This is a genomic window from Paenibacillus sp. J5C2022, from assembly GCF_025567625.1.
GTDB lineage: Bacteria > Bacillota > Bacilli > Paenibacillales > Paenibacillaceae > Pristimantibacillus.
Map to the genome: position 1 here is coordinate 126186 of NZ_JAOQJC010000016.1, position 14049 is coordinate 140234.

The following is a 14049-nucleotide window of genomic DNA, read 5'->3' on the forward strand; positions in this document are numbered from 1 at the left end:
AGGAGGACGAACATGACGTTACGTAACCGATTCAAACATGCAGCCATACTTGTCATTCTATCTCTGCTTATGCTGCTCAGCAGCTTGCCGGCGGCATCGGCCTCCGGGGGAGGAAGCGGCATGGACGCCGTACTGGTGCTGGACGTGAGCCATTCCATGGCAGACAGCGACCGGAACAAGATCGGCAATGAAGCGATGAAGATGTTCATCGATATGCTGTCGGAGGAAGGGAACCGGGTGGGCATCGTGGCGTATACCGATCAGATTGAACGGGAGAAGGCGCTGCTGGAGATCGACTCCCCGGAAGACAAGGAGAGCCTCAAGGCGTTCATCGACGACCTGAACCGCGGCTCCTATACCGACATTGCCGTCGGGATGAAGGAAGCGGTACAAATACTGTCGGACGGGGCTGATACAGGACGAGAGCCGATCATCATCGTGCTGGCGGACGGCAACAACTCGCTGGACCCGAAGTCCGGCCGTACGGAAGCGGAGTCAGACCGGGAGATGGAGAAGGCGGTCAGCACCGCGAAGGACCGCGATATCCCGATCTATACGATCGGCCTGAACGCCGACGGCACCTTGAACAAGGATGCGCTGGAGCAGCTGGCGAAGGGGACGGGCGGCAAATCGTTCGTCACGTCTTCCGCGGACGACCTGCCCCGCATATTAAGTGAAATATTCGCCAGTCACCTGGAGCTGAACATCGTGCCTGTGGATTCCTTCACGGCCAACGGCGACTATCAGAAGGTGAAGGTGACTGTTCCGAACAGCAATGTGCTGGAGGCGAATATCTCCATCATGTCTGATCAGCCGGTGGAAGCGAAGCTTGCCGATCCGTCCGGCAACGCAGTGGCCATCCCTTCGCAGAATGTGCTGCTTGCCAAGTCGAAGAGCTACTCCCTGATCAAGATCGTCAGACCGGAGCAGGGCGAATGGACGTTGCAGGTGAAGGGTGTCGCACAGGATAAAATCGACATTAATCTCATATTCAACTACGATCTGACGCTGGAGCTGGAGCCGCTGGGGCAGAAGAGCTTCGCCAAGGGAGATACCATCAATCTGAATGCGTTCTTGGCCAGCGGAGGTCAGCGTCTTGGCGATAGCGCGCAATATCGCAACATGAACGCCGTTATGAACGTCAAGGATGTAACGAACGGCAAGACGGAACAAATTCCGATGAAGCTCGCGGACGATTATTTCGAAGGTTCGTACAAGATTCCGGACAGCCACGATTACGAGATTACGGTGCGCGCCGAGGAGCAGAGCTTCTTCCGGGAAAGCGAGACGATTGCCATATCGGCCTCGTCCCGGAGCGGAAGCGCTGTGTCGAAGCCGGATGTTGACACGAAGGAGAGCGGTTCTTACATCGGCATCATCATCGCCGCTGTCGGCGCAATCGCGCTACTTGCCGCCGCCTACTTCGTCTATCGGATGATGAAAGAGAGAAGCCGGGGCTTCGTCGGCCAGATCGTCATTGAGATTCGCGACGAGAACACGGGGGACAAGTCGTCGCCCCAATACAAGCGTCTAAGCCATTTCAAAGGGAAATTCCAGCTTCATCACCTGCTGCAGTTGGCTCCAGAGTTCAAGGAGACGGACAAGATTCTGTTCAAGCCAGCAGACGGCGACAAGCTGAAGATGATCAACGGATCGGCCTGCACGGTGGAGAAATTCGGCAGAGCCGCGGCTGCAGGCAATGAGCAGGAGCTGAAGAGCGGGGACCGGGTTACAATTACGTTGACGCAAGTGGATAAGACCATTCATATGGAATATCTCGTATAAATTGCCGCAGGCACATATTCCGGGAGGTAGGTACGCATGAAACCAATCGTAAGAGAACATATTCAACAGCTTGATGTGTCGCTTGGCGGTGGTATCGTCAGCGAGAAGATCAGAGTCGATACGATCGACAATCCCATTCTGATTGTAGGCATTGGCGGTACGGGAATAGACGCGCTTCTTCGTCTGAAGTATCAGATTAACCGCAGATTCAAGCTGCCGGAGGACACCATCTCCAAGCGGAAGCGGGACAAGCCCGATAACGTGGAGTTCCTCGCATTCGAGACGAACGAGCAGGACCGGAACAAGAAGTATAAGGGGATCGGTCTCGATCCCCTCAATGAATTCGTGCTGCTGTCCAACGCCGAAGTGGGCGGTCTGCTGCAGAACCGCAGCATCCTGGAGCCGTATATTACGGACTGGCTGTCGCCGGAGCTGAGCATTACCGACGGCATGAACGGCGCGGCGGGCGTGCGCCAGGCGGGCAGGCTGCTGCTGTTCACGAAGATCAATCAAGTCGTGCAGAGCATTGACAAGAAGATCAAGACGCTGTCGGTCGGGACGAACAAGAAGTTGATGGTGTTCCTGCTGACGGGGCTCTCCGGCGGCACGGGAAGCGGCTGCTTCCTGGACATCTCGTATATTATCCGCGGCATCATCGAGCGCGACCACGGCTCTGCCGGCATCGACCGGGTGAATACGCTGGGCTATCTGTTCACGCCGGACATCAACTTGTCCAACAAGAGCCTGAGCGACCATACGAGGGAATACATCAAGAAGAACGGCTATGCCGCGCTGAAGGAACTGGATTACTGGATGAACGTGGACGCACGGGGCGAGCGGTTCAGACAGCAATACGGCAACATCCTGTCCGTCAATTCGCCGCTGCCGCCGTTCAATCTGTGCCACCTGATTTCCGCCACGAATACAGAGGGCAAGCTGCTGGACAACGCCTACGATTACTGCATGAATGTGACGGCGGAGAATATTACGAACTTCATATCCAGCGAGGAGAAGCAGTCCGGCGAGGAATTCGCCATTCATGACTATATCAGCAACATCCGGACGAACATCGCCCAGATGAACAAGCTGTATCCAGCCAACTACGATTACAATATTATCGGCGCATCGTCAGCGGTGCTTCCCATCGAAGAGATGACGACTTATCTCGCCTACCGGCTGTTCCAGAAGATGGAGGGCATGTTCCGGCATGCGCCTTCGCAGGAGGATGTGGAGAAGTTCGTCCGCAAGCTGGGCGTCGACCTGGAGACGATGATGAAGACGTTCGATTCCCACGTGCCGGAGCCGCTGCCGGGCTATGAGCACAGCGAACGGCTCAACTATAGCAACGTTATCAAGATGCAAGCCGTCAATATGGATACCGAGCTGGAGCAGAACTTCCTGGCCAGAGCTCGCGAGGAGTATATTAAAGCGAAGAAACAGCTGCCCGGGGAGATCGTTGGAGGATTCACGGAGAATATTCGCCGTATGTTCCTGCATCCGGAGCAAGGCCCGTTCTATGTGTCGCGGCTTATTTATACGGAGAAAGGCTTCTGCTTGCTGAAGATGCTACTGTCCTATATTGAGTCGCTGCGCGAAAATCTGCAAAGGCTGCCGCGCGACATCGATGCGGCAAGGGAGCAAGCGGAGGAGCGGATGGGCGATGCGAAGAGCGCCTTCGTCTCCAAGGACAAGAAGAAGAACAACTATATCGAGGCGAAAATCAACGAATATTGGCTGCGCGCGGATGTGGAGCGAATGGAGCAACTGATCGAGTTCTACGAGGATTTGCACGAGCTGCTGAACGCTGAGAACAACCGGATTTATAGCGTTTATTCCGAAATATTGAATGTACTTAATACCATTTTTGCGAAAAATGGCGAAATTCTGACGAGCGGCGAGGAGCGCGGCGACCATAAAGGGAACAAGACTTATTATTGGAACATTGTCAGCGTGCCAGATATTACGCATGTGATCGGCCGCATTATGGACAACAAGGACGGCGAGGATCTGATCCGCGACTTTACCAGAGAACTGCTGGACAGCTCCAACCAATGGATCAAGGAGCAGGACATCGACATCGTTGGCTCCATCTCGGAATTTCTGACCGACAAGTTCGGAGATCTGATTACGAAATCGATGGAAGAGTTCCTGGTTATGAAATACGGGGAGGAAGAGCCGATCGACAAATTCGTCGAGCGCCATATCGCCAGCAAGCTGGACGAGGAGGCGATCCCCGTATTCCATCTGAGCAACAGCGCCGGCAATCTGCACTTCCCGTCATGGGGCTTCGTCTCCGTGCCGCAGCAGGCGCCGAGCATATTGCGCGGCATCCGCAACTACCAGAACAACTCTATCGGCAAGTCGCACTTCACGATTAAGGAGAGCGAAGTGCGCAACCGGATATTCTGGCTCAATACGAAGAATGGCGTGCCTCTGTTCGTGTACACGCCGCTTAAGGTGTATGAGGAAAGCTACGAGCGCACGATTCTGGATAAGGAAGGAATCGGGCGACACCTCGTTCAGAGCGACAGGGAGAACTGGACCTACCTGCCTTCCCCGATTCCGGAGAAGTCCTGGGGAGAGGCTTATGTCAACGATCGGGTGCGGAGCTATAACGCAAGGATCAGAGCGGACTTCGCGCGCGCGGCCGGCTGCGGCATTATTGAAGAGAAGGGGATCGACAATCCGCTTAGCAACCGCTACAGCGTGAAGCTGACGAAGCCGTTCAGCGTATCGCAAGCGCTGCAGGGCTATGCATTGGGGCTGGATGGCAATCAGAAGCCGAATCTTGGCGAGGTGAAGCGCGCGGCAGTCGAGCTGAAGCAATTGCTGGGCGGCGGTCTGGAGACGGAAGCCGTGCAGGATATATTCGGCAGCTATACGGAGGAGCTTGCGCAAGAGAATCTGATCCGGTCGCCGCAGCTGCTGCGGAGAGTTCGTGAGGAGCTGGCGAAGGTGGATGAGATCGCCGCCGCTGTGAAGAAGCTGGAGGACGTGCTGCGCGCCCATGAGAGCGAGGACCGCTGGCTGCAGCAGTTCATGGAGGCACTGTATACGAATACGATAGCGAAGCGAGGCGCTCTGTTCGTCTACGATCGCGATGAAGAGGAAGAGGCGTGGCCGCCATTCGCCAATCTGATGACAGGCGGCAATTACATTGAATACGAAGTGTTCGGCAGCTTCCGCGCGCTGGACGAGCGCAGCCTCGCCGCGCTTATGCGGAAAGCGGGCCGCAGAGTGACGGAGCTGACGGCGAATGAGGATACAGCTCCGCTAATCGCAAGGCTGGATGAGCTGTACGGCTTGTTCCTGGATGCCCGGGAGCGGCTGGAATACGAGAAGCTGGAGCTGGCAAGCGGCGAAGAGATGTATGCATTCTATCGCGGCATGGCCGCGAGACTTCATGACATTCGCAGAAAACTGAAGCAAGGATGAGAGAAATGATCGAGCAATTCGCGACAGACTATACCCTGGCCGAGCAGCGGCTGCAGGGGGCGGGGGACGACCAGAGCAGCATTCATTACCCCACTGTATTTCTCTACATCGGAGAGGAGATTGCCGAGGCGATCAAGCCTATGATGGAAGCCAATTCGCTGCGGTGGGCGAACAATGCCGGGGTTGTCTACTGCCATGTGGGGGGAAGCGGCGAAGGCTCTGCTGCGGGTTCCTCCGAAGGCTTCGGCGATGAGGCGGTCAACCGGTTCACCATTGCGCTTGCCGGCCTATATGAAGAGCCGACGGACAGGCGGACGGCAAGAGCAGAGATCGGTCGTCGCTTTCATGAGGCCAGGGAGCATCTAGCACGGCTGAATCGGGCGCTCAGAAGCATCAATGATGCCATTAGCGATTACGGCCGGATGTACGCTTCGTTCGACCGCCTCCATCTGGCTGTCATCACGCGCGCCGACGATCCCATGAACATTCTGGTGCCTGACATTGCGCTGCTTGCGGAATCGATATTCGCCACGCTGTTCAAGTCGGTTCAGACGGACCTGTTCATCTTGCTTCAGGAGCGGGAGCAGACGGAATCGTTCGGCTATGCCGCCGCGGCGGGAGTCGGATTTCTGCGGGAGCTGGAACGCTTCCAGCATCCGGGGTTCACCTACAGCGAGCCGCTCCAGATGACGGGAGACGGGCTTCGCATTCCCGTCTCGCACGGGCCGGCTCCCTTGTTCGACCTCGTCTATCTGTTGTCGGACCGCAACGAGAAGGGGATGACGCCGCGCGGAGGCATGGCCCAAAACTATGAAGCCATATGCCGCATCCTGCTGCTGAAGAACCGCAGCATTCAGGATATGGAGCATCATGACCACAGCGGAAGCTACAACAACACCTCCTTCAAAAACAGCCTGCGCGCCGAGTCCGGAAAAATGGGGTACGTGTCCGCAGGACTTGCAGGGGTGCAGAGGCCGGCTTACGCCATTGCCTTAACGGTGCTTTATCATCTGCTGGACGGCGTCATTGTCCGGCTGCAGGCGCCGCCGGAGCTGGACGAGAAGGAGAAGCTTCATGTCTTCGGCATCGACATGGATGCGCTGGAACGAACTGTCGCGGAATGCATTCCGGGAGAAGAGCGACTGGAAGATATGAAGGGCCTGATGACCAGCGGGTGCCGATTCGACGACTTGCGCGGCAAGACACTGGAGGAGGCGGGTAAGCTGCTGTTCGGAGACAGCTGCGAATCGTTCTTCAAGAAGCATTATGATGAGCCGGCCGGGCAGCGGCTTCAGAGAATGGATGTCGCGGGCGGGATGAGGCGGGCGCTGGAAAGAAGCGCCAGATCTCATCCCCATATCTCGTTCTATCATCTATTCAAGTGGACGGATGAAGGCCAGGCCGATGGAGAAGTGACAGGCGCGGTCCGCGATCGGATGAGGGAGCTGTCTGGAAGCATCCAGCACGTTCAGGAGGAGCTGGACGAGGTGGCGGCTATGCGCGTTGAGGACTTGAAGTTCGCGCGCGTTCCCTTCATGGACAAGCGGAATATGCGCAGCTTCATTCACGCTTATATCGACGCCGTCTACGGGCTTCGCCGGGAGAAGCTGCAGATGGAGACGGAGCTGTCGCTGTACCGGCGTTATGCATTGGAGCTTGAGATGCTGCACCAGTGGAACCGCGTCCGGCTGGAGCGGCTGAACGATCTCCGATCGAAGCTGAAGAAGGAAGCGCAGCATAGCATAGCGCAAGGCGACGGCTACATCGGGCAAAATGTGTTCGATTATTATGAGCGTGTAACGGCTGAGGTCATCCGTGAGCTGGAGGAGAAGCGAGGCGGTCAGGTGCTGTTCGAGGAGCGTTATATCGGTCATGTGCTGGAGTTGCTGGAGCAGGGGGAAGCGGCTCTGGTCGAACGGTTGATTGCCGTATGTCGCCGGGATATTCTGACCAGCGCCAAGTTCTCGCTGGCATTCGAGGAAGAGCTGCTGCAGCGGGCCAACGTATCGGTTGCCTACGACAATCGGAGAGCTCTGCCGAAGGAGGAGCTGTTCCGTCAGCTGTATCGGATGCTGGAGGAGCATGCGACCATTCATATTCGTCTGTTCGACTATACGCATAAAAATCGGTACGAAGAGCATTACATGTTCGGCGACCGGGAAAGCGAATTTATCCGTTACGCCCTTCATACGGGGGATTCGGCGCGCATCCACAAGCTGGGTTGCCTGCATGAAGAGCGAAGAAGCGGCGTCGAGAGGCTGCATCTGATGGGAGGCTTCCATCTGGAGGATCTCCTCTATTACCGTCACGCGAAGCCGTTCTACGAGGCGTATGTGCAGGACGGCTACAAGTTCCACGCGATGGATGACGAGCAGCTGCCGCCGTTAACGTGAAGCGTGACATAGAAAGAAAATAGAACGTGAAATAGAGAGGGGCTGTCCCATGCAACGGAAAGTGAATATGCTGCTGCTGGCGTTCGGACTGCTGGGAGCCGCAGTCGGAGCCGTTATCGGCGAAGCGCTCAGGCTCGTGCTGCCGGAATCTTGGCCCAGTTATGTGACTGTCGGTCTGTATTTCGGACAATTGGCCTTATGGATCGGCGTAGGCTGTCTCATCGCTGAGCTTATTGCACCGCGATTGAACGGGCATTCCTGGCGGCAGCGGTATACGGATTTATCATGGAAGCTGCTGCTTCCCGCTACCTTGGTCCTGCTCTTCGTAGTCGGAGCCGCGCTTCAGTTCGTGTTCGGTCTTGACTTCGGCGGAACGAAGCGGGTGAAGGATATCGTGCTCGTCATCGACAATTCAGGCAGTATGTCGGAGACGGACCCAGACGGAGAGCGGTATGCGGCGGCGAAGGGCTTGATTGCGGAGATGAACAAGGACAAGCGCGTCGCGCTCATCTCCTTCACCGATTCCGCGCAGTTGCTGCAGCCGTTCGCGAACGTGGGGACGGAAGAGCGGAAGGAGGCCGTCTATTCGGTCATGGACGGTATCGTCCCTACAGATGAGGGTACGAACTTCAGTCAAGCATTGGGAGAAGCAGTGCGGGTTATCGAATCGAAGGACGATCAGCGGCGAGGCACGATGGTCATTCTGCTGTCCGACGGCTTCAGCGACTCCAGCATTGCGGAGCAGTTGAATCAGCTTCAGAGCAGAGGAATCGCCGTCCATACGATCGGCCTTAAGGTCGGTCACAGCGGCGGAATCGCCCTGCTGAAGGAGATCGCGGAATCGACCGGAGGCCATTATTACGACGTCTCCCAATCGGACGGGCTGTCGGCGGCGTTCCAGAACATCTATATGACAATCGACAACCGGATGCTCAATGCGATTACCGCAGGCGCTCCAGAGGAGCACGATATTTATAAAGTACTGAGGATACTGTCGTACGTCATCATCGGAGCGGCTATCGGGCTATCGCTGGGGCTGTTGTTCGACAACCGCTATTTGGCGCTTAGCTTCGGACTCGGCGGCGTCGCAGGAGGATCGCTGGCCGGACTCATCATGCATGCCGGCTTGTCGGGAGGGGCGATTCAGGACGCGCTGACCCGGAGCGCCGCTGCGATTGCGATGACCGCTGTTATCGCATTGTTCACGCTTGTCGTGCCCATTGGCGAGAAGGGCAAGCCGGGCAGGAAGCGTGCGGACGCATTGGCTCATGTCGATGGCGGAAGCAGAGGCGGCAAGAGGAACGGCCGGAGCCACGGTTTTTAGCGGAAAAGGCTTCATGCCAATGATAGGGGGTGGGCAAGATGCAATTTGTAGATGCCGATGAAGGAGCGCCGCGAATTACCGGCCTGTCGCATGCGGTAGAAGACGATCAGTGCGTCCTGCGCTGGATATGGCCGGCTGCGGTAGATGCCGTCTACATCAGCGCGCTCCCGCTAGGCGGAAGGGACGGCGGGGATGAGGATGCGGGCAGGCTGAAGCTGTATACCAAGTCGGAGTATAAAGCCAACAACGGCTTTGCGTGCCGGCTGAACCCGGCGCGCCCGTACCGCTTCACGGTCTATGCCTTCGTCGAGGGCAAGGAAGGCGCGTTCCTCATTCGTCAGTCGGACGGTGACAATCGCACGGAGCTGAGCGCGGGCAAGGCCAAAATATTCTATAGCATTACGGAGAAGGGCGGACTCTTCCGCAAGCATAAACAGGCCTTAATAGAAGTGGATACCGAAACGGCGCTGAATCAGGATGTATTGTGCTACGTGAAAAAGCAAGGGGGGTACCCCGCAAACCGGGAGGATGGCATTCTCTATCCCTTCGTGACGCCGTTCTCGCCGGGCAGAAATGTGCTTCCGCCGATTGAAATCGGCAAGTCGGAATACGTGCGGCTGTTCTTGACCGATGGCCGGACGCATGGACAATTGTATGAGCTGATCGCAAGATAAGCTGAGGTCGCAGGTCAAAGAAAGGAGCAGCCATGAGCCTATTCAATCTATTTAAGAAGAAACCGGAGAGCAAGCCGAAGCCGCTGTATTACGATATTGTGTGCCCTTATTGCTTCAGCAGGTTCGAGCCGGAGCAGGTCGTCTTCCGCGCGACGCATTCCCGTGAGGACGATGAGGACTATGCGTTGGGCGAAGACGAGGAGCTGAACAAGTACCGCGAGCGATTCGGGCTGGATTCCGTCTACGATATGGAAGCGGTGCTGGACCCGAGGGATGTGCCGCCGGAGCAGCATGTCTATTCGGAGCATGTGTTGGTCGGAATTCACGACCGGTATGGCGAACTGACCCGCAGAAGGCTATGTCCGAAGTGTCACAATGAGCTGCCCGTTACGGCTGGCAAGGTGCAGAGCAATATTATTTCCATTATAGGAGCTTCGCAGGTGGGGAAGTCCGTCTATATGACGGCGCTGATCCATACGCTGCAGCAGACGACTGCGGATCATTTCAACGCCGCGTGCATGCCGCTGAACGCGGAGATCAGCCGCAAGTTCCGCACCAATTACGAAGAACCGCTGTTCCAGCGCGGCGACCTGCTCGCCTCCACCCAGAAGGAGAAGATGCAGGAACCGTTTATTTTCCAATTCGTCTTCAAGGACGAAGACAAGCCGCCGCTCACGCTCGTCTTCTTCGATGTGGCGGGCGAAGGGATGGTAGAGCAGGATTACCTGGGGCTGCATGGCCAACATATTAAAAATTCCGCAGGCATTCTGTTCCTCGTCGATCCGCTTCAGATCCGTTCCATCCGCGACAAGATCCGGATTAACTACGGCGACAAGCCCGGCGAATGGGTGTCGCAATACGATGAGCCCCGCGACGTCGTGCTTACGCTGTTCGGCGATTTCATCGCTTACCAGGAGCAGAGCAAGACGGACATTCCGACGGCGGTCGTGCTGACCAAGAGCGACATGCTGCATTCGCTCAAGGATGAGGATGGGGATTACATTAAGAGCAACAGCAACATATTCAACAACCTGATCCACCGCCAGCAATTCAATCTATCGGAATATGAGAATATTGACGGTGAGATCCGCCGCTTCATCGAGAAGGTCGACCGGCCGTTCAAAGGGACGATGGATGTCTACTTCAAGGATACCGCCTACTTCGCTGTATCGGCGCTGGGCAGCAATCCGGTAGACCAGAAGCTGCAGACGGTCGTCAGTCCGATCCGCGTGGACGAGCCGTTCATCTGGCTGTTGTACAAGCTGAACTATATCGAGGGGAGACGAGATTAGTGGCGGACAACAAGCCCCGCGCAGCCGTTCAGCAGCAGATGTACACGCGGGAGAGATGCGGCATATTCCGATCAACGGAAGGCTATGACACGATTGCCAAGTCGGAAGGGCTGGATGCCGGCTTCGTGAAGAAGGTGCTCCACCCGCTCTGTGTATACGATGCTCCGGCCAGTCTCGCGACCGACGGTGTGAAGGAGGAGAACGCCTATCCCGAGTCGATTCATCTGCTTCATCTGGATGGCGGTTCCATCGTGCTGGGGCGAAGCATCTATAAGGGCGCCGACTTCACCGGCTTGCGCAGCACCTTCTTCACACACAATTACATCCTGCCAGCGGGGGCGGCCGGGGGGACGGGCGCCGGCGATTACCGCAGTTGGCTGTCGGCGAGATTCGTCGATTCGTATGCCATTGAGAGCGGGATGGAACTTCAAGAGCTGCTTGCCCTGCCCCAAGCAGATGCAGGGGAGGAAGAGGAGGTGTCCGGTACTGTTCTGGCGGAGCTCGGATTCGGCGAGCGGGAATTCAAGGCGCTGCTTCACGCCGTTATGCAGTCGCTGGCCGGGAAGAAGAAGGTCTATGTCGCGTTGCATGTGCCGATAGCCCGACTGTCGCATGAGGCGAAGCGGCTGCTCCGCGTCTTGTACCGTTGCTTGCCCCGTGCTTATCGGGAGACGCTGGGCTTCATCACTTATTCGAAGGAGCCTGTCAGCCGGAAGGGCATCCATCTGACGTTCGTGGAGCCGGGAAGCTTGCGTGCCGGGGACAGAGAGACGGAGAAGGAATATGTGATCGACATGGCGAGCGGACGGATGATGAATATCGATGTGGAGAAGCTGGAGTATCCCTATCTTCATTACGCCTGGTCGGCTGTGGAACGTGGTCTCGAGCTGGAAGACTTCCACCAGTACGCAGACAAGATGCTGGAGGGGATGGACGGTAATTCCGCCCTCTCTCCCGCCACCTATCATGATTTGGCGGAGCTGTACGCGGCTGCAGAGCACGGGGATGAGCGGCTGGGAAGACTTGATTGCCCGCTGCTAGGCCGCGCCCTTCCCTATTTGCGTACGCCTGATGCGATGGAGAGCAAGATTCAGCTGCACGACTTGCTGCTGGCCCGATTCGATCTCTATTACGACAGTCTCATGCAAGGAGAGATTCCCGGCGAGGACGTTATATCGCTGTATCTTCAGTACTATGGCATCGTCGGCAAGCTGATGGAGAACAAGCTTGTCGGCTTTATGGTTCTGGCTGTCACCAATGCGGACAGGAGCGGGGATGAAGAAGCCGTTGCCCATCTATACGATGTCATTGAAAGCGACGAGTCGCTGGCCGTTGCCTTCTTCCGGAAGGTCGTGGAGGAGGCTAGGTTCGCGGAAAGGCTGTTCTTTCCATATCTGGCCCGAAAGCTGAAGGAAGTGCAACTGCACAATTGGACAGGGCTGCTGATGGAATGGGGAAGAAGCTTTCCTCGCATATTCCAATACGAGCAGCTGTATGCGACAGCCCGGGACAGCCTTGGCGCCAAGCTGGCGAAGGAGCGACAGACGTTGGCAGCGGCCAGCCTGCTGCTGGAGCAGCTGCTGCATGTCGAAGCCGGCTCGAAGCAGGGCGGGGGCAAGGCGGATATCGGAGCGGTGGGGCTGGGCAAGGAGCTGGAGCTCACCGTGTACGATACACTGCTGTCGGGCATCCGATTCGACAGGTTGACCAGGCACGAGCTGGCCAACGCTGAATTTCTGGGCGACTCGAAGCGGCTGAGGCGCTGGAATGAAGGATTGCGTGAGCCTGGGCGCATGGCCGCTTCGCGCAAGCTGAGGGCGCTTTACGCTTGGTTCGTGCAGAGCGAGAGCGGAGAATCGTTGTTTCACGGATTGGAACCGGACGAGGCGCAGAGCGTTCAAGGTATCGGACGGGACTTACTTGCAGGCGGCTTGCGCGAGGAAGAATTTGACCGGTTGGTGCCTGCATTCTTGCAAGGTCCGTTATGGGAGACGGTGAATTATGACGAGTTGTTCAATTTTTTGCATGAGCAATGCGTGGAGAAGGACACTATTTACCGCTTTATCCTATGGTCGGAGACGAGCCCTTATTTCATGCGAACAAGGGGGTTCGTTCCCGCTTACCGCTCATCGCTGCACCGTTATTTCTCGAAGCAGGACCGCGCCGCACTGAAGTCCAGGGCGAACTGGAAAAATTTCTTCAATGGGAGCGGGGATAAGCTGAAGGGAGTATTGAAGGAGATTCAGTTGGAGCAGTCGCCACCGCTCGTTCGCTTGCTTCGCAAAAATCGCAAGGGTACGCTGCTGCTGTCTGTAGCCGGTGCGGGCGTCGTACTGGTCGTGGTCGGCATTGTTATGTCGCTGTCCGGCAAGGATGAGCCGGTTATTACGCCCGATCAGCCTTCCACCACGGAGGTTTCGCCGGCTCCTACGCCAGATGCCGGGCAGGAGCCGGGAACAACGCAGCAGCCAACGCAAGGAACGGACGCTTCGCCTACGCCTACTCCTTCCGCAGGTGTCGGAGCGGACATGGAAGAGACGGCAGAGCCAAGCCCGACACCCAGTCCGGGCCTCGGCGTGACCGGCCCCGACCGCACTACGCGTCCCGACGCTTCCGATGAAGCTGCAACGGATGGGCAATAGTTTGACTTAGGCTCGCCGTCAGTTGCTGGACTGGTTGGAATTCCTGCCATGGCCTATTGTTGATCCCATTGAAATCCACCTGACAAGGTGGATTTTTTTGGATGAAATTGAGTTTATTAATTCGAGTGGAATCCCCAAAGCTGGTGCATGGACTTGTGAAAGCCGAATGAGTGTATGAATCCTACATTGAAGCGCCGAAAGCGGTGTTCGAGCTGAAATAGTGTATGAATCCTACATTGAAGCGTCGAGAAGGGGCGTTCGAGCTGAGATAGTGTATGAATCCTACACTATAGCACCGAGAAGGGGGCGTTCGAGCTGAAATAGTGTATGAATCCTACACTATAGCGCCGAGAAGGGGCGTTCGAGCTGAAATAGTGTATGAATCCTCAGTAGCGTTGCATTAAACCTGACATAGAATGCTTCCCTCAAAAGTCTCTCTAAATTGTGCTAAATATGTTAAATATATATGGTCCATGACGAAAAAAAAGCTCCTAAAATTAGAGT

The 14049-nt window shown here is 56.5% G+C and carries 7 protein-coding genes; all 7 read left to right on the top strand.

All coding sequences use genetic code 11. The annotated features are described in order from the left end of the window. The first annotated feature begins 12 nt into the window (after nt 1–12). The 7 genes from M6D81_RS14955 to M6D81_RS14985 are packed head-to-tail and all read left to right on the top strand — an operon-like array spanning nt 13 to nt 13545. Entirely contained in the window at nt 13–1785 is a 1773-nt protein-coding gene (locus M6D81_RS14955) for a vWA domain-containing protein (protein WP_262677708.1), read from the top strand. 36 nt (nt 1786–1821) lie between these two features. Beyond that, nucleotides 1822–5220: a tubulin-like doman-containing protein gene (locus M6D81_RS14960; protein WP_262677709.1), complete on the top strand. Its 3399-nt coding sequence runs from the start codon at nt 1822–1824 to the stop codon at nt 5218–5220. 5 nt (nt 5221–5225) lie between these two features. After that, nucleotides 5226–7613 carry a transcription initiation factor TFIID gene (locus tag M6D81_RS14965; RefSeq protein ID WP_262677710.1) on the top strand — a complete coding sequence of 796 codons (2388 nt, stop codon included), beginning with the start codon at nt 5226–5228 and terminating at the stop codon, nt 7611–7613. 49 nt (nt 7614–7662) lie between these two features. After that, nucleotides 7663–8937 (top strand): vWA domain-containing protein, encoded by a 1275-nt coding sequence (locus M6D81_RS14970; RefSeq protein WP_262677711.1) that lies wholly within the window; start codon nt 7663–7665, stop codon nt 8935–8937. A 38-nt stretch (nt 8938–8975) separates the two neighbouring features. Continuing rightward, entirely contained in the window at nt 8976–9611 is a 636-nt protein-coding gene (locus tag M6D81_RS14975; protein ID WP_262677712.1) for a beta-mannanase, read from the top strand. A 32-nt stretch (nt 9612–9643) separates the two neighbouring features. Continuing rightward, nucleotides 9644–10903 carry a TRAFAC clade GTPase domain-containing protein gene (locus tag M6D81_RS14980; RefSeq protein WP_262677713.1) on the top strand — a complete coding sequence of 420 codons (1260 nt, stop codon included), beginning with the start codon at nt 9644–9646 and terminating at the stop codon, nt 10901–10903. Continuing rightward, complete coding sequence (locus M6D81_RS14985; RefSeq protein ID WP_262677714.1) at nt 10903–13545, top strand: GAP1-N2 domain-containing protein; 2643 nt, start codon at nt 10903–10905, stop codon at nt 13543–13545. Before M6D81_RS14980 ends, M6D81_RS14985 begins: the two co-directional genes overlap by 1 nt. Nucleotides 13546–14049: the final 504 nt, after the last annotated feature.